Annotated in this window: 11 protein-coding genes; 8 read left to right on the top strand and 3 right to left on the bottom strand. The window is 56.1% G+C overall.

Annotated features, from left to right (window positions below; translation table 11 throughout):
• Positions 1 to 64 precede the first annotated feature (64 nt).
• From BUE18_RS07060 to BUE18_RS07050, 3 genes are read left to right on the top strand one after another with little or no spacing between them, the layout of a single operon-like run.
• Positions 65 to 634 (top strand): DUF4124 domain-containing protein, encoded by a 570-nt coding sequence (locus BUE18_RS07060; RefSeq protein ID WP_073474349.1) that lies wholly within the window; start codon positions 65 to 67, stop codon positions 632 to 634.
• A gap of 34 nt (positions 635 to 668) precedes the next feature.
• Positions 669 to 1,592: an AAA family ATPase gene (locus BUE18_RS07055; RefSeq protein WP_073474348.1), complete on the top strand. Its 924-nt coding sequence runs from the start codon at positions 669 to 671 to the stop codon at positions 1,590 to 1,592.
• Positions 1,589 to 2,986, top strand: coding sequence for a vWA domain-containing protein (locus BUE18_RS07050; protein WP_073474346.1), 1,398 nt, complete (start codon positions 1,589 to 1,591; stop codon positions 2,984 to 2,986). Before BUE18_RS07055 ends, BUE18_RS07050 begins: the two co-directional genes overlap by 4 nt.
• 539 nt (positions 2,987 to 3,525) lie before the next feature.
• On the opposite strand, the gene BUE18_RS07045 is transcribed toward BUE18_RS07050, so the two are convergent.
• A complete protein-coding gene (locus BUE18_RS07045; protein ID WP_244549291.1) occupies positions 3,526 to 4,413 on the bottom strand; it encodes an alpha/beta hydrolase in 888 nt (295 codons plus the stop codon).
• Between the two features lie 593 nt (positions 4,414 to 5,006).
• On the opposite strand from BUE18_RS07045, the gene purD reads away from it, so the two are divergent.
• The 5 genes from purD (at position 5,007) to BUE18_RS07020 (ending at position 15,552) form a co-directional block, all read left to right on the top strand.
• On the top strand, positions 5,007 to 6,776 hold the full coding sequence (gene purD, locus BUE18_RS07040) for a phosphoribosylamine--glycine ligase (RefSeq protein ID WP_073474344.1): 1,770 nt from the start codon (positions 5,007 to 5,009) through the stop codon (positions 6,774 to 6,776).
• Between the two features lie 61 nt (positions 6,777 to 6,837).
• Positions 6,838 to 7,482: an L-threonylcarbamoyladenylate synthase gene (locus BUE18_RS07035; RefSeq protein ID WP_073474343.1), complete on the top strand. Its 645-nt coding sequence runs from the start codon at positions 6,838 to 6,840 to the stop codon at positions 7,480 to 7,482.
• A gap of 25 nt (positions 7,483 to 7,507) precedes the next feature.
• Positions 7,508 to 9,520 carry a TIGR03032 family protein gene (locus BUE18_RS07030; RefSeq protein WP_073474342.1) on the top strand — a complete coding sequence of 671 codons (2,013 nt, stop codon included), beginning with the start codon at positions 7,508 to 7,510 and terminating at the stop codon, positions 9,518 to 9,520.
• Positions 9,521 to 9,996: 476 nt separating this feature from the next.
• Positions 9,997 to 12,546 (top strand): FG-GAP repeat domain-containing protein, encoded by a 2,550-nt coding sequence (locus tag BUE18_RS07025; RefSeq protein WP_073474341.1) that lies wholly within the window; start codon positions 9,997 to 9,999, stop codon positions 12,544 to 12,546.
• 369 nt (positions 12,547 to 12,915) lie between these two features.
• Positions 12,916 to 15,552: an FG-GAP repeat domain-containing protein gene (locus BUE18_RS07020; protein WP_170868289.1), complete on the top strand. Its 2,637-nt coding sequence runs from the start codon at positions 12,916 to 12,918 to the stop codon at positions 15,550 to 15,552.
• A gap of 496 nt (positions 15,553 to 16,048) precedes the next feature.
• Here BUE18_RS07020 and BUE18_RS07015 read toward each other — a convergent pair whose 3' ends face one another.
• Positions 16,049 to 16,840, bottom strand: coding sequence for a TIGR03084 family metal-binding protein (locus tag BUE18_RS07015; protein WP_073474338.1), 792 nt, complete (start codon positions 16,838 to 16,840; stop codon positions 16,049 to 16,051).
• Positions 16,837 to 17,505 (bottom strand): TetR/AcrR family transcriptional regulator, encoded by a 669-nt coding sequence (locus BUE18_RS07010; RefSeq protein WP_073474336.1) that lies wholly within the window; start codon positions 17,503 to 17,505, stop codon positions 16,837 to 16,839. Before BUE18_RS07010 ends, BUE18_RS07015 begins: the two co-directional genes overlap by 4 nt.
• Positions 17,506 to 17,578 lie beyond the last annotated feature (73 nt).

Raw genomic sequence — 17,578 nt, 5'->3', positions numbered from 1 at the left:
TCAGAATGTTGAGCGTTATGGAATGGGGGATTTCCCACGCGAACCTTATACGCCGGAGAATATTATGAAACAGATTGCGCTATGCGCCTTTGCGGCCTTTTTGCTTTTTGCCTGGACTCAGGACGGATTTGCGGAGATCTATTCCTACCGGGACGAGAACGGAAACCTGGTGTTTACGGACGCCCCGCCTGCGGCCGCCGAGGTCCCCCCTTCCCAGGTGCAGGTCACCAAGGAAGTTGCTCCGTCGCCGTCTCCCCGCTCTTCCTCGGCCAACCCCGGCCATGGGTGGAAGGGCGATGGCGCGCCTCCCGGCCAGTCCGTCGCCCCTAAAAAGAAAAGGCCGAGCAACGCGGAGATCCAGGCCTTTATCGAGGGCCGTAAAAGGCTGAATGAAGAGGCCCGGGAATTGCGGGAAGAGAGGGACGCCCTGCAGGAGGAGGCGAACGCGCTTGCGGAAGCGGGCAAAAGAATACGAAAAAGAAGCGTCATGCGGGTTCATAACACCAAGGTTCAGGAAGTGAACGACAAAATTATGGCCCTATCGGAAAAGGCCAGGGATCATGATCGCAGGGTCCGGGCCTATGAAGAGGAACACCAGGACATATTAGAAGCCCTGACCGCCGGAACCAACTGACCCGGGCGGGGCTTTTCATGAATTCGAGGTATTTATGCTATTTGAAAGTGTCGAGGACGTAAAAATCAAGCTGGAAGACGCCGATTACATATGCTCCAAGTTGGCGGCCACGGTGGTCTTTCTGGCCAGCGCCACCAACAAGCCTATTTTGGTGGAAGGCCCTGCGGGCGTAGGCAAGACCGAGTTGGCCAAGGCGGTTTCCCGCTGCCTAAACCGCGAGTTGATCCGGCTGCAATGCTACGAAGGCCTGGACGAGGCCAAAGCCCTGTATGAATGGGAATACGCCAAGCAGCTTTTGTACACCCAAATGGTCAAGGACAAGATTCACGACGTCATCGAAGCGTCCAGTTCCCTGTCCGATGCCGTGGACAAGATCGCGGCCCAGGAAGACGCTTTCTTTTCCGAACGCTTTATCCAGCCCAGGCCGCTGCTGTCGGCCATCACATCCAAGGAGCCCGTGGTGCTTCTGGTGGACGAAGTGGACAAATCGGACCCTGAATTCGAGGCTTTTCTGCTGGAAATCCTGTCCGACTTTCAGGTGACCATCCCGGAATTGGGCACCAAGAAGGCCGTGGCCATCCCCTTTGTTTTTCTGACATCCAATAACTATCGGGACATGTCCGACGCCCTCAAGCGCCGGTGCATTCATTTATACATCGATTATCCGGACCGGGACCTGGAAGCCCGGATCGTCAGGCTCAAACAGCCGGGCATCAACGATACGCTGGTTTTCCAGCTTGTGGACGCCATCCGGGAAATCCGGGACCTGGATCTGAAGAAAAAGCCGTGCATCTCCGAAACCCTGGACTGGGCGCAATCCCTGATGGTGCTCCAGGTGGGCGATTTGAGCCAGGACATCATCCGCGACACCCTGAGCGTCATCACCAAATACCGCTCGGACACGGAAAAAGTCATGAAGTACATGGAAGACATGTCTAAAAAGGCCGGCATACAATGATGCAGCTTGTCCTAAAATTCGCCGCATGCACCCGGGCCGCGGGGCTTAGGGTGTCCACGTCCGAGGTTTTGGACTGCCTGGATCAGATGCAGTACGCCAATCCTACGGACGAGGAGGAATTCAAAATCCTTTTGCGGTCGAATTTCGTCAAAAGCCGCCGGGAGCAAGCCAAGTTCGACCACTTGTACCATTTGTTCTTCCACGAAATGCAGACGGACCTGGACGTTAAATCCGAGTCCATGGCCCAGCACCTGGAGGAGATCCTGGACTTTCTGCAGGAGAACATGGGCCAGGATCAGGAAAGCCAGGCGATCATGGACCTCATGGCCGGCAATCCCATGGGATACCTGGAATTGCTGCAGCAAATGCAGACGGACGAGGACTCCGGTCCGCGCATCAAAGGCTCCAACCTGGGCCAGCTGGCCAAAAGGCTCCAGATCATGCTGGGCTTTAACGACGTCCGGGAGCTTATCGCCCAATTTCTGGAAAGCCGCACGCCCTCGCCCGGAGTGACGGAGACCATCGACTACCAGATTCGCCAGCAGTTGCGGGAGTATTTTGACGAGCGCCTGGCCACGGCGCAGGAAATGCTCACCAAGGAGCCCCGGCCGGACAACGCGTCCATGAAAAAATCCACCTCCCCGGAAAAGCACCTGGCCCAACTGGGCGACAAGCCCTTTGTATCGCTTTCCCGTAAGGAAGTGGAGGAGATGCGGGAGATCATCGACCATCTGGTGGCCAAGCTCAAGGACACCATCGGCCGCAGATACGCCCGGAAGACCTCCGGCGTGCTGGACATCAAAAAGACCATTCGGGCGGCCTCCAAGTATCAAGGCGTGCCCGTGGAGCTGATTTTCAAGTCCAAGCCCCCCCGCAAAGGCAAGGTGGTCACCCTGTGCGACGTGTCCGGCTCGGTGTGGGCCGCGGCCCGTTTCATGCTGAACCTGTTGTACTCGGTCTCCGAACGCTTTACCGGCGTCCGCTCTTTTGTGTTCGTCAACAGCCTGACCGAAGTGAGCGACATCTTTGAAAAGCACGAGATCAACCAAGCCATCGAAGAGGTCCTTCGAAGCGACCGGATTCCCTTTGAAGCCAGGACCGATTACGGCGCCACCTTCCGCCATTTCAAGCGGGAATACATGGACATCCTGAACAAAAAAACCACCCTGATTATCATCGGGGACGGACGGTCCAATTATTCCAATCCCGAGGCGGACATTCTGGACCAAATGCGGGACAAGTGCCGGAGGGTGATCTGGCTCAACCCCGAGCACGAGGTGTTCTGGTATTCCGGGGACAGCGAAATGCGCACCTACGAACGGTATTGCCACGAATTCCGGCAGGTCCAGAACCTGAATCAGTTGATGGAGTTCATCAAGGATTTGGTGTTGTAGGACAAAGAATGGGGTCAAATCTACGTTTGACGTTTGAGACCAGGTTGCGTTCAAACAAGTAATTATATTCCAAGGCCAGTCCAAAATGACGCTGGGTCCCGGCTTGCGGACGATCCTGAAAAGCGGATCGCCCTTGCCGGGATGACGATTTTTTGAGGTTGGGAATGTGCAGAGGGCGCTTGCAGCCGTTATATGAGGATGCGGGAACGCCCCCCCTTTGCCTGCTAAATCCGCCGTTCTCCGTCATCCCCGTGGAGGGAGGGGCGGAATGATTGTGCGTCTTTTAGCAATCATCATGACGCAATCCAGGAAACGGGGACCCAGTCTCGTTGTGGAATAGTCGCATGGGCAAAGGATGGGGGGCAATACAGCCGCGCCCCTCGGGCGCCACATGGTTGCCGGGACGTTTCATGCCGGGGGGCGCAGCACACGCAGTTCAAACCGTTTTTGAAGCAGAATCCTGTAATCCCGCTGAACCTGCGCCTTATCCATCGGCGAATCAAAAAAGCAAGCGGATTCCACCCCTTAAAATTCCAGCATCAGGCATACCCGCCCAAACGCGTTTTCACAAAGGCGCAAATTTCGTCCATGGCCTCCTTGGCTTCGGGGAACATTGGCGACAGCACCGGATAGCAATGGACCATGCCCTCGCCCACCTTCAGGGTTGCATCCACGCCCGCCTTTTCGGCTTTTTCCGCAAACCGCACCGAATCGTCCAGAATCCGTTCGTCTTCCCCCACGGATAAAAACAAGGGCGGCAGGCCCTCCGGGTTCCCATAAACAGGCGAAACAAGCGGGTTGGTTTTGTCGTTGTCCCCTGCGTAATATGTTCCGTACACTGAAAAAGATCCCTTGGGCGCCACGGGGTCGGTCTTTTTGTAGGACTCTCCGGTGCAGGCGACGTCCGCCCAAGGAGACATGACCGCCGCGGCCGCTGGCTGAGGAAGGCTTTTCTCTTTCAGGGCCAATAGGGCCGCCAAAGCCAGGCCCGCGCCGGCTGAATCGCCCATGAATACGATGCAGCCGGGTTTTGTTCCCTGGTCCAGCAGCCATTGATAGGCCGCCACGGCGTCATTCAAGGCGGCGGGGAAGGGATGCTCGGGCGCCAGGCGGTATTCAAAGCACAGGGCGTTGATCCCGGTTCCTTTGACGAATTTGGCCACAATGCCGCGATGGGATTTGACGGAGCCCATGACGTATCCGCCCCCGTGAAAATAGAGGATCATGCGGTCGTCCTGGGAGTCCTTGTAACGGATGATCTCTCCAGTGGGATTTTGCATGTCAGCCGGGACGGCTTCCATGCCTTCCGGCATCTTGGCCATTCTTGCGGCGGATTTTTCCACTTTGGCCCGCATTTCAGCCACGGGCGAATTAAAATCAATAACCTCCGCCTTTAGTTTGAGCGAAAACCAGTGGCGATGTTTCATCAAAAATATAATGGCTCGACTTCGTAAACTCTGCATGACGCCTGTCTTTCTTTGGATTACCAAATGTGATGCATGGCGTGGGATTCCGGCCTCCCCGGGCCAAAGGGCGGCATGTTGCATCATATGACTGACTTTATCAAGTTATAATTGGGTTATTTTTAAAAGTAAAGCGGCGCAAGCCTTGCTGCTGCAGCGCGAGGACCGCGCAACCAAGAACAACTACGGCGGGGAGGCCCCGCAACCACCGGGCGCGGCAAGCAGCGCCGCTGCAAAAAGACGATTTCGAATGCTTCTTTTCAACCGCAGATCAAACTCAATTTCCACAAACCTACAGGGCTCCTTTATTGGCCTTCGGCCTAAGGCATTGCATGCCGGGGTCGGCATAAAAATGCGCCTCAAACGTCAAACGTAGATTTGACCCCATCTCTTGCGCCGGGGGCGGCGCGGGATGCGGCTGGAAAATACCTTTAGACCCTGTCATAAATCGTTCCCGGCGCTCTTGCTAAAGGCCTGTGTTTTCGCTATAAGACTTCAAATTGCAATCAGATTTACTACCCTAACCCGTCCCCCCACGGGCTGAACAGGAGGCGCAAATGAAAGTATTGGTTATAGGTTCGGGAGGCAGGGAGCATGCTTTGGTTTGGAAACTCTCCCAAAGCCCCAAGGTCGAAAAGATTTATTGCGCGCCGGGCAACGCCGGCATCGCGGAATCGGCCGAATGCGTGCCCATCAGCGCAGAAGACATTCCCAATCTCCTGGCCTTTGCCAAGGAAAACGCCATCGGCCTGACCGTGGTGGGTCCCGAGGCGCCCCTCACCGAAGGCATTGTGGATAAGTTCGAAAAAGCCGGGCTCATGGTGTTCGGCGCCAGCAAGGCGGCCGCCCGTCTGGAAGGCAGCAAGTCCTTCGCCAAATCCCTCATGACCAAATACGGTATTCCCACGGCTGTGGGAAAAACCTTCACCGACATCGAAAAAGCCAAAGCCTACATTGAAGAAGTAGGCGGCAAGGTGGTGGTGAAGGCCGACGGCCTGGCTGCAGGCAAGGGAGTCATGGTCTGCACCAACAAAAAGCAGGCCTTGGAGGCCGTCAACCTGGTCATGGAGGAAAAGGCCTTCGGCGACGCGGGCAAGAAAATGCTCATCGAAGAGCTTTTGGCGGGCGAGGAAGCTTCGTTCCTGGCTTTCACCGACGGCAAGACCGTGCTGCCGCTGCCCTCTTCCCAGGATCACAAGGCCATCTTCGACGGAGACAAAGGCCCCAACACCGGCGGCATGGGGGCTTACTCCCCCGCTCCGGTTGTGGACGCCTACATGCACGACAAGATCATGAACGAAGTCATGAAGCCCACGGTCAAGGCCATGGCCGCCGAGGGCGCTCCTTATAAGGGCGTGTTGTACGCCGGACTTATGATCGACGGCGACGACATCAAGGTGCTGGAGTTCAACGCCCGCTTCGGCGATCCCGAATGCCAACCCCTTTTGATGCGCCTGAAAACCGACCTTGTGGAAATCATGGAAGCGGTGAGCAGGGAAGAACTGGACAAGGTCAACCTGGAAATCGATCCCCAGGCTGCGGTGTGCATTGTCCTGGCCAGCAAGGGATACCCCGGATCTTACGACAAGGGCATGCCCATTTCCGGCCTGGACGCGGTCAAACGCATGAAGGACGTGTTTGTGTTCCATGCGGGCACGGCCTTGCAGGACGAGAAGATCGTCGCTTCCGGCGGCCGGGTGCTTGGCGTGACCGCCTTGGGGGAGACCATCGACAAAGCCATTGCCAAAGCCTACAAGGCCGCGGATAAAATCAAGTGGACCGGCGTGTACAAGCGTAAGGACATCGGACAAAAAGCCAGCAGGCACGTCAAGCCCGCGCCTTTGGTCTCCATCCTCATGGGCAGCGACTCCGACCTGAAGGTGATGCAAGGCGCTACGGAAATGTTGACCAAGCTGCGCATTCCGTACGAAATGACCGTGGCTTCCGCCCACCGCACGCCGGAACGGGCCGCGGAAATCGCCCGCACGGCCCGGGACAGGGGCATCAAGGTGATCATCGCCGGCGCCGGCGCCGCCGCGCACCTGGCCGGGGCATTGGCCGCCCAGACCACCCTGCCCATCATCGGCGTACCCATTGACGCCACGCCTCTGGCCGGCTTCGACGCTTTGCTCGCCACGGTGCAGATGCCTCCGGGAATTCCCGTAGCCACGGTGGCTGTGGGTAAAATGGGCGCCAAGAACGCCGGCGTTCTGGCCGCTCAGATTATCGGCGTTGCGGACGAAACCGTGGCCAAACGGCTGGCGGCGTTCAAGGAGAAAATGGCGGAGGAAGTCATCGCCAAGGCCAAAAAGGTGGAAGCCCTTTAGCGGTTTTAAGGGGCTCAAACGTCAAACGTAGATTTGACCCCATGTTTTTAAGGTAATTGCCATGGCCCGGATAATGCGTGTTGATGCGTCCGATCCAAGGGGAGAGGCGATCGATGAAGCCGTGCAGGTTTTGAAGGAAGGCGGGGTGGTGGTTTTTCCCACCACCGGCCTTTACGGACTGGCGGCGAAGGCGTCCGATCCCCAGGCCGTGGCCGAGGTGTTTCGGATCAAGGGCAGGCCGGACGACAAGCCCTTGTTGATTTTGGTGAATTCCATAGACCAGGTTAAGCCTCTTGTGCGGGAGATTCCTGAAAGCGGCAGGCTTCTCATGGAGAAATTATGGCCCGGGGGAATGACCCTGGTGTTTTACGCCTCGGGCCTTTTGCCGCCCTCGCTCTTGGGAGGCAAGAAAAAAATCGGCATCCGCATGGCCGCCCATCCCGTGGCCAGGGCTTTGGTCAAAGGCCTGGGCGAGCCCATTACCGGCACCAGCGCCAATCTGTCGGGCGAGCCCGGGGCCGGGGATTTCGGGCAACTGACCCAGGCGGTGCTTGACAGGACGCCCCTGGCATTGGACGCCGGAAAGCTCGCCGGGGGCGCAGGCTCCACGGTGGTGGACGTCACGGAGGATCCTCCGCTTATTTTGCGTCAGGGCGCCGCGCCCAAAGCAGAAATTTTCAACGCATTAAAGACCGTCAGTCAATAATTCTTTAGGTTATCGAGGTACATATATGGATCCCGTCGCGCCCCAGCAGAGCCAGAACAAACCTCCCGTTGAAATCACTTGCTCCCAGGGTTTTCTGTCCTGGCTGAATCAGGAACAAATCAGCCTGGCTTTTACGACCTACCAGAGCAGCCGCCTGTTCTTTCTGGGGCTGAAGGAAAACGGCGCCCTGTCGGCTTTTGAGCGTTTGTTCGACCATGCCATGGGTCTGTGGGCTACGCCGGACAGTTTGATCATGAGCAGCCGGTATCAGTTATGGCGTTTTGAAAACGCCCTGGCGCCCGGCGAGTTGTACAATGAATACGACCGGCTTTACGTGCCGCGCAAGGCCTATACCACGGGCGACCTGGACATCCACGACGTCGTGGTGGACAAAAACGGGGACGTCATTTTTGTAAACACCCTGTACAGCTGCCTGTCCACGGTCAGCGACCGATACAGCTTCAAGCCCTATTGGCGGCCTCCGTTCATTTCGCAACTGGCCCACGAGGACCGGTGCCACTTGAACGGCCTGGCTTTGGTTAAGGGAGAAGCCAAATACGTAACCGCGGTGAGCCGGTCCGACGTGGTTTCCGGCTGGCGGGACCGCCGGAACGACGGCGGCGTGGTGGTGGACATCCAGACCGACGAGATCGTGGCCCAGGGCTTGTCCATGCCGCACTCGCCCCGGTATTACCGGGACAAACTATGGCTTTGCAATTCGGGCAAGGGCTATTTCGGCGCCATCAACCTGGAAAACGGCGAGTTCGAACCCATGGCATTTTGCCCGGGATATATGCGCGGCCTGGCTTTTTGCGGAAACTATGCGGTTGTAGGCCTTTCCAAGCCCCGGAACAAGGCGTTCACCGGCCTGGACCTGGATCATGAGCTGGAAAGCCGGGACGCGGAGCCGTGGTGCGGCTTCATGGTCATCAACATCAACACCGGAGAGGTGGCCCATTGGGCGCGGATAGAAGGCGTTGTCACCGAGCTTTACGACGTCCAGATTCTGCCCAAGGTGCGCAGACCCATGGCCCTGGGCCTGAAAAACAAGGAGATCTGGCACATCATCACCATCGACTCGGGGGATTTGGGCAAAGAAAAGAACGTTCCCCACACCTGGCGCGTGCCAGTGGAGGACAAGACCTCCAATTACAAGTTTGAATCCCAAACAGGCCTTAACCCGGCCGAGGCGCAGAAGTTCGAGCCTTTTTCCTTTCCCAGGCTGTCCGCCAGATGGAGAAGCCTGCCGCCGGCGGGCAAGGTGAACATTGTCACGGCTTCCAATGACCAGGGGCTTGTGGGCGCCTGCATTGCGGAAATGCGGCCGGACAATTTTTCCGCGGAAATCATATCCCTGGCCGTGGCGGCGCCATACAGAAATCAGGGCATAGCAGGCAAGTTGGTTTCGGAGATGGAGGCCGTGCTTAGGAATCTTGGCCTGAAAGCCATGGATTTAACTTACCGGACAAACTGGGACGGCGCCACGGCCCTGGAACTGCTGGCTAAAAAGCAAGGATGGGCGCCCTCCAAGCCGCTCAGGGTGATAGGAAAAAGCACCACCAAGTCCATTGCAGGGGCGGAATGGTTGAACATGCCGTTTCCCACTCATATATGCGAGTTGTTTGACTGGGGCGACTTGACGGATGACGACCGGCGCGACATCCAGGATCGCATCATGAAGGATCCCGAATTTCCGAGGGAGTTATCTCCTTTTCTGGAGGAGCAGATCATCGAGCCGAAAATCAGCATCGGCCTTCGCTATCAGGGAAAAATCGCAGGCTGGAGCATCGCCCACCGGGTGGCCCCTGATACGCTGCAGTACAGCGCCCTGTACCTGAGCCAGGAATTGAGAGGCAAAAACGTGGCCATGCCGTTGATGATTGAAGCGGCCAGGCGCAGGATGGCGGCGAATATTCCCAACGCCCTGTTTATGATGGACGTACGCAACGAAGCCGTGCTGAAACTTTTCGAAAAGCACCTCCGGCCCTATATTGAAGACGTCACGGAAGCCCGGATGGTGCACAAGATGCTTGCTTAAGGCCGGCGGCGGCGTTTCAGCGCATGGCAGGGCCGGACCCTTTACATTAAGGGGTAAAATTTGATTTGTTGAACAATGGCATGGAGGCGAGGAAAGCCTTCCATGCCATTTTTTTTTGAGGGGTTGGGGAGAAGGGCTTCCTGAGACCGGCGGCGAATCATAGGCTGTGTTTAGGCCGAATACTCACTATTTTTTTGATTCAGACAGGGCTTGCTTGACCGAAAGTTAAAGGCATGATATTGTTTTCAGAATACGATGTAATATATGCTGTCGGAGCTGTATATCCGACTTTGAGCTCCAGCCTTAAAGCTACAACAAATATAGCTGAATACAATAAGTTGACCATTGTCTGCTCTACGGGCGGACATGAGTTTACCGCAGAAAACCGTACTTATCGATTGGCTCGGGAGCGTGGGGGAACATCCCTTGCCGGTTACCACCTTGGGCGAACCTTTGAAAATTTAGGAGTTGATTTTATGCAGACGGGACAAAAGGTTAACAAAACAAACCCGCAAAAGGTGGCGGAGGCGCTGGCCCAAAAAGGCGCTACAGTGCTATTCGCCAACAAAAACCTGGGGTGCGCGCTGGCTTTCACCAACACCGGCCAGGGCGTGGAAAGAAAAACCCATAGGTTTACAACCTCTCACCCAATCACTGGCAAGAACGCTCTTAGCCGTTGTGCGTGCAAGGAACTGACCGCCGCAGGGCTTTTGAATCCTGTGGGATCCGAGTCTTCCGCCAAAAGGCTGATCGCCAGGGGGGCGCTTGCCGCAGCCTTTTCCGGCGCCATGCTCATGAGCGGCGGCCTGAACAACGCCATGGCGGCGAATGATCTGGGCTTAAAGTACTACGGCGGGACCAACCCCCTGGCCGAAACGATGGTTTACGACGCCAAGCCGGCCTTTGTGGACATTGACGGCGACGGCGACCTGGACTGCTTTGTGGGCGGAGGCTACGGCTACATTGAATTCTGGAAGAATAACGGAACCTCCCAAAACCCCAATTTCAGCCTGATCGAGGGGGACGCCAACCCCCTGACCGGCACGGAGGGTCTGACCTATCTGGCTTCTCCCGCCTTTGTGGACATTGACGGCGACGGCGACATGGACTGTTTTGTGGGCCACAAATACGCTTTATCGCAGTCTTTTGGCGTAAAGAACGGCGGCAGCACCTCTTACGTCAGCTTTTTTGAAAACACGGGAAGCAAGACCAACCCGGTCTTTGAAACGGGCAATATCACCGAAACCCGCAAGACCGTGGGCTTCAACCCGCTCGTCTTCACCCAGGATGAAGAAGCCTCCCCCACCTTCGCCGATATTGACGGCGACGGCGACATGGACGCTTTCATCGGCGGGGAAGAAGGATACGTCTGGTATTATGAAAACATGACCGTTGACAACAGCCAGACCAAAACCTGGCTCAGCGACGCCATTGAGTTCATATCCCGCGGCCCCCTGGAAGCCTTTTCCATAAGCAAGGATCCGGAAAGTTTTTACATCTGGGCCTACGGCGGCGTCGCAGCCCCCTTCTTTGCGGATATTGACGGCGACGGCGACCTGGATCTTTTTGTGGGCAATATGTACGGATCGATCCAGTACTTTGAAAACACGGGCGACGCCCAGAACATGGTTCTGGAATGGCGTGAGATGTGCCAGAGCGTGACGAGAATGGCGCCCGGCATGTATTCGGCGCCGGCCTTTGCGGACATTAACGGCAATGGGACCTATGACTTGTTTGTGGGCGCCTCTCCGTTTGAATATTATGTGGACGACCGCAAGGATGAAGAGGAGGATGACCTTCCCGCCTTGTCGGATTTCTACTCCAACATTTTTCTGCGTTATTACCAGAACGTGGGCTCCACAACCGCGCCGGATCTGCGGTCCCGCGGCGACAACCCCTTTAACCTGGGACCGGCTGCCCTCATGCCCAGCGTGACTTTTGGGGACATGGACGGCGACGGCGACCTGGACGCCATTGTGGGCGCCAGCTTCAACCTTTACAACAAAAGGGCCGAAGTCAAATACGATCCGGATTATTTCGCTCCCAAAGACATGAAGTATTTTGAAAACAGGGGCAGCGCGACCAACCCCCTGTTCGCCCAGCACTCCATGTACAACAATCCCTGGAGCATGGTGTGGAACGAAGATTGGTACATGCCTACTCCCACCACGGCAGACCTGAACGGAGACGGCATAGATGAAGTCTACGTTGGCGTCAGCTATGACACTTATTATGACAATATTTTAAAGAGAACAATCACGCCCACGGCGGAGATTGAGGCCTTCAGCTACGTGACCGACACAATGGCCTTCGACTGGCTGTGCGAGAACCCCCTGGGTGAATTGGAAGGCATTCCTATTTATCCCCAGGCCGCTTTTACGGACATTGACGGCGACGGCGACCTGGACGCTTTTATCTCCGGCATTTCGCCGGAAGACGGCTGGGATTATTACAACGCGGACATCATGTTTTACCGCAATGTGGGAACGGCCGTCACGCCCACCTTCTCCCTGGTCACGGAAACCAATCCGTTAAGCGGCATCCCGGGCGTTTTTATACCGTATTTGTCCTTCTCCGATTGGGACGGCGACGGGGACAGCGATGCCGTGTTGAGCGACAGGTTCTCCATCTGGTCCTGGATGTTTTACCTCAGGGGAGCAAAACAAGACGTGGTCACCGGGACCCTGGAATTTGATTTGGGAACCCGCTATTTCAAGAACACGGGAACCGCTACGGAAGCCATGTTTGAGGAGCAAACCGGAAACGCCAACCCCTTCTCGGGCTTTTTGGACAAGACCTTCCCCGGCGCCACGACCATTGCAGACCTGGACAGTGACGGCGACCCGGACGCAGTATTCGGAGAGATTTACGGCAAGTTCTACTATTACCGGAATGTGGAAACCGTGGACGAGGCTCTGGCCATATTAAAAGACGACGACGACCTCTGCTTTGTGCAGACGGCCGGTTCCGAGTCCTCCTCGGTGTGGCGGAAGGTCAAGGAGTTTTTCGCGCCTTCCAAATACTAAACGATCCTGATTTTTTTGTAATGCTCAGGGGCGCCTGTTTTCGGGCGCCCCTGAGTTTTTTTGAGGGGGAAGTTCATCCTTCTTCCAAGGGGCCGTCTCCGCCGATCTTCTCCTTTGGCTTTTAGATTATTTTTTTGCCGCTCATCCGCCTGATTCTCACTGGGATATCCATATCAAAAAACCGCTTTTAAACCACATATAACCATCGTTATACGATGTTTTTCAAAAATAATTTTAATTTTTACGTATTTTTCCTGTAACTTTTTTAAAAATCTATTCTATAAAGCCCTATCTGTACAAAAAGTTTGACGCCGAGAGACTATGCTTTTTTTTCGGGGGGAGCAGGAAATCCAAAAAGGAGTGTTTTTGATGAAACAAGGAAGAAGAATCCAGGCAATTGATTCGAAAAATGTAGCAAAAGCGCTGGAGGAGGTCGGCTCCACGGCGCTATTCGCCAGCAGGAAATTTGGCTGCGCACTGGCCTTTACCAATACCGGTTCCGGTTTGGAAAGCAAGGTCCACCAGTTCACAACCGCTCAACCCATCACCCGAAAAGGCGGCCTCAGCCGTTCCGCATGCAAGGAACTGGCGGCGGCGGGCGTGTTTACCCCCTCAGGCTCAGGCTCTTCCGCCAAAAGGCTGATCGCCCGGGGCGCCATAGCGGCGGCTTTTTCCGGCGCTCTGGTTTTGGGCGGGGGCGTGGGCGACGCCCTGGCGGACGGGCTTGGCTTGAATTACTACGGCGGAACCAACCCCCTGGCCGGCGCCATGGAAGAGTATTCAAAACCGGCCTTTGTGGACATAGATAAAGACGGCGACCTGGACTGCTTTGTGGGCAACCGGCAGGGCAGCATCAACTTCTGGGAAAATCAGGGCGGCAAAACCCAGCCGAACTTCGTATTCGTCAAACCGAAAAGCAACCCATTGTACGGCACGGAGGAATTTTTCCGGTATACCGCGCCCTCCTTCGTGGATATTGACGGCGACTGCGACATGGATTGCTTTGTGGGGACGTGGGAGGGAGGCTACCACCAGACCTGGCAAAATAAGAGTTCGGACTACATGTCCTCCATCAGCTTTTTCGAGAACAAGGGCACGCCCCAAGCCCCTGTTTTCGACATAAGCAACATAGTGGTTTCCGGAACCACCAAAGCCATGAATTACAACCCCCTTGTTGTGGGCGACCTGTGGGACGCCGTCCCAACCTTTGTGGATATTGACGGCGACGGCGACATGGACTGCATGGTCGGCGGATATTATGGATATGTAGCCTTTTTTGAAAACATAACCGGCGAAGTGGAGCGCCAAAAAGGCCCGGTAACCGCAACCATCGAATTTGCCTGCCAGGGCTATTTGCAGGACTCCGAATCCAACACGATTTACGCCGGTTATAACGCGGCGCCTGCTTTCTCCGACGTGGACGGCGACGGCGACATGGACCTGCTCCTGGGAAGCGCCTACGGGCCGTTGGTCTTCTTTGAGAATACCGGCGACAAGTACGGATATTCGTTCGAGGAGCGCACCCAGGACGAAAATCCATTCAGAGTCGACCCGGGAGTAGCTTCGGCGCCGGTTTTCGCGGACATCAACGGCGACGGACTGGACGACCTGTTTACAGGGACAAACGGATATAATTCCTTTTACAGCGAATACATTATGGCCAACCCCATGGTTCCGTATTTCGGGAGTACGGACTCCCTGGAGGCAATGCTCTCCAACAACTCCATCCGGTATTACCAGAACACGGGAACGAAAACTGAGCCGGACTACCGCTCCCGGGGCGACAACCCCTTCAACTTGGGCCCCGTAGCGGCCACGTCCATCCCCGCCTTAGGGGACGTGGACGGAGACGGCGACATGGACGCCGTGGTAGGCGGCCTGAGTTACAACTTTTACGATGGGGGACAGAAAGCCCAATCCAAGGCGAGCAGCGGCAGATCTCTACTGAACTATTATGAAAACATCGGCGGCGAAGCCGATCCCCTTTTCGCCCTGCACAGCCTGGATGACGAGCCCATCTCCTGGCCCGGCAATTACTTTCTGCCGTCTCCGGGCATTGCGGACATGAACGGAGATGGAATCAATGAGGTTTATGCAGGATACTCCCAATACAGCGTCGTTATAGAGCCGACGGGGGTCTATAAAAGAAAGTCCATGTTAATTGGCGGCGGAAATATCGATGCCTTTGAATATGAGCCGGAAACCCGGAAATTCAAGGCGCTGGACCAAAACCCCTTGGGTGAACTGGGCATCCTGCCCATCTATCCCAGCCCGGCCTTTGTGGATATCGATGGCGACGGCGACCTGGACGTTTTCGTCTCCGGCATGGTCGGCGAAAACCAGGGCGGCGTATATTTTTATCGCAACGACGGCACAACCGTCACGCCGACCTTGCACCTGATCACCGACACGGTGTTCTTCGACCCCATGGCATCCATGATTCAGTACACCATTTCGCCCATATCCGGTTCTGAACTTATCACGCAAACTGAGGTGATTAGCGGGGTTGTGGGCTCCTTTGTCCCCACCTTGTCGTTCGCCGATTTTGACGGCGACGGGGACCAGGACGCCGTCATGGGGGACCGCCTGCCCTGGTACAGAAAACTGATGTACTTTGCCGGCGACGAGGGGCCGAGAAAAGGCGAAGAACTGCCCGACGCCCACGATGTGATCTGGCAGGACGCCCGTTACTTCAAGAACGTGGGAACCAGAACCTCCCCGGCTTTTGAAGAACAGGCGGGAAGCGCCAATCCCTTCGCCATCGCCTCGAAGAAAACCTTCCCCGGCGCCGTGGTCATGGCCGACCTGGACAACGACAATGACATGGACGCCGTGGCGGGCGATTCGACCGGCAAGCTCACATACCTCAGGAATGTGAGGACCGTGGACGAAGCCGCGGCCATTTTCAAAAGCGACGACGACCTCTGCTTTGTGCAGACGGCCGGGTCCGAGTCCTCCTCCGTATGGCGGAAGGTCAGGGAGTTTTTCGCGCCCTCAAGATACTAGGCCGTATACCAAGTTGCGTTCAAAAGGGTATATGGCCGCCGCTCTCCGTCATCCCCGTGGAGGGAGGGCGGCGGGGTGTGGATCCAAAGCCCGGAAAGCAAATGAGTAAATTACTCGAATGACAACAACTTGGTATTGGACATTTTGAAGCAGCAAGGGGGCGCCTGAAGCCAGGCGCCCCCTTTTATTGCTTCTTTATGGCGGATAATGAAATCCGCCGCAATCGCCCCATGCTGTGATGCAGCAAGCCCGGCGCTTTTTTGTTGGGTTCGAAGTCCAAAATCAACGAAGGCTGCGTAAGCCTTGGAAACCGGAATTCTTAACCCAACCTATATTTTGGCAATAAAGACTGTAGGTTGGGTAGAGCGTGCAGAACCGCTCGTACGAGAACATTCTATTTGACGCCGGGATGACGGCCGTGGTCAAAAACTTATGTGCGAAGCCCAACAAATGGCCTCAACTAATCTCAACCGGCTTCATGCAGCCTTTACTAAGGCTATTTCCGTTGCCCCAAGGCCGGCCGGGTTTCGGGCGGGCCGGCGAAGGCCTGGGCGATATCCATCCACTCCTTGGCGACGTCTCCGGCCACTTCCAATCCCGTGTCGCCCACGTTCCTGCGTTGGGTGACCACCAGGCAAAAGTCCAGGGCGTCCCCCTTGACCAATTGGTCCGTGTTTTCATCCCCGAAATTCCAGTCTGCTCCGGACGGGCTTTTCAATTCCACGCGCACGGTTTTTTCGGGCACGGGCAACTGACGGTTCACATAAGCCCATTTAAAGGTGATGAAGCCGATGTGGGCCACGTGGGAAAGGCGGTCCGTGGCCTCCCGCTGCGCGCCCAGGGCGTCCACCACGTCCTGGCCGTGGGCCCAGGTTTCCATGAGCCGGGCCGTGGCGAACGACAAGGCGCTCATGTCCGGGCCGTACCAGGGCAGGCGATCCTTGGGGTCCAAGGCCTCCAGGGCTTTAAGCTCCGCGGCGCGCTCTTCCCGCCACCACGCCATAAGCTCCTCGGCGGTTTTCTCACGTCCTAAAGCGTGCACCTTTTTGTGCACGTCGTCAAAATCCTTGATGCCCTCCAAAAGCCACTGCATCTGCTTTTGAAATCCTTCCTTGTCCGTGGCGGAGAGTCTGCCCGCCTCATCGAAAAACGCAATGTGCGAAATTTCGTCCCGGATGGTCCACCCGAAAAACGGGGTTTCCCGGTCCAGGCCCTTGTCGTCCAGTCCGGCGACAAGGGCGTCCAGGGCGTCGTACTCCGCTTTCAAATCCTTGCAGATATCTTTCATCCCAGCTTCCCTCCCTCTCTGGTAATCAGGCTTTGAATTCCTCCTACAACAAAGGCGACAGTTTCCTCTCCGACGGTCTTCAGGGTCTCTGGGTCAATCTGGCTGAGCTGGTAAAAATACCCCAGCCGATCGAATATGCCCACCGTGCAAACGCCCATGATCTCAGCGGACATGGAGGACCGGAACTCCATGCCGGAAGCCTCCTGAACCACTAAAATAGCGCCTTTGACGTCCTCGATCATCTGGATGGACCACACTTTGCGGGCCCGCTGAAACTGTTCGCTGTTCCCAATGCGTTCATCGTAAAAAAGAGCCAGCTTTTCGTTATGGTGCACGCAAAGAACCTCAAAAAAAGCCATTCCGGCCAAACGAATGCCTTCCAAAGTGGTGGCGGCCTTGCGGAACTCCGAGCCCACAAGGCGGCGCACAAACATGCCGATGTCCTCCAGCACGCTCATGAGCAAGTCTTCCTTGTTCTTGAAGTATCCGTAAACCGTGCCCACGGAGACGTCGGCTTTTCCGGCGATGTCTTCAATGCGGGTTTTGCGGTACCCCTGTTCCGCAAACAGGTTCTCCGCAGCCTGCAAGATGGCCTGCCGGCGCTCCTTACGTTGCCTTTCCCGGCGGCTGGGGCCGGGAGTTTTGTCTTTGGATTTTGATTGCATAGCTCATAATTCGTTTGGGTTAAGGTATGGGGTCAAGTCTACGTTTGACGTTTGAGACAATTTTTTCCTCCTC

The sequence above is a fragment of the Desulfatibacillum alkenivorans DSM 16219 genome (genome assembly GCF_900142135.1).
GTDB lineage: Bacteria > Desulfobacterota > Desulfobacteria > Desulfobacterales > Desulfatibacillaceae > Desulfatibacillum > Desulfatibacillum alkenivorans.
Note: the sequence above shows the minus strand (reverse complement) of the source record. Positions and strands in the feature narration are given on the sequence as shown.

Coding starts and splice junctions, on each gene's coding strand:
- BUE18_RS07060 (WP_073474349.1), top strand. CDS start 65: ATGAAACAGATTGCGCTATGCGCCTTTGCGGCCTTTTTGCTTTTTGCC.
- BUE18_RS07055 (WP_073474348.1), top strand. CDS start 669: ATGCTATTTGAAAGTGTCGAGGACGTAAAAATCAAGCTGGAAGACGCC.
- BUE18_RS07050 (WP_073474346.1), top strand. CDS start 1,589: ATGATGCAGCTTGTCCTAAAATTCGCCGCATGCACCCGGGCCGCGGGG.
- BUE18_RS07045 (WP_244549291.1), bottom strand. CDS start 4,413: ATGAAACATCGCCACTGGTTTTCGCTCAAACTAAAGGCGGAGGTTATT.
- purD (WP_073474344.1), top strand. CDS start 5,007: ATGAAAGTATTGGTTATAGGTTCGGGAGGCAGGGAGCATGCTTTGGTT.
- BUE18_RS07035 (WP_073474343.1), top strand. CDS start 6,838: ATGGCCCGGATAATGCGTGTTGATGCGTCCGATCCAAGGGGAGAGGCG.
- BUE18_RS07030 (WP_073474342.1), top strand. CDS start 7,508: ATGGATCCCGTCGCGCCCCAGCAGAGCCAGAACAAACCTCCCGTTGAA.
- BUE18_RS07025 (WP_073474341.1), top strand. CDS start 9,997: ATGCAGACGGGACAAAAGGTTAACAAAACAAACCCGCAAAAGGTGGCG.
- BUE18_RS07020 (WP_170868289.1), top strand. CDS start 12,916: ATGAAACAAGGAAGAAGAATCCAGGCAATTGATTCGAAAAATGTAGCA.
- BUE18_RS07015 (WP_073474338.1), bottom strand. CDS start 16,840: ATGAAAGATATCTGCAAGGATTTGAAAGCGGAGTACGACGCCCTGGAC.
- BUE18_RS07010 (WP_073474336.1), bottom strand. CDS start 17,505: ATGCAATCAAAATCCAAAGACAAAACTCCCGGCCCCAGCCGCCGGGAA.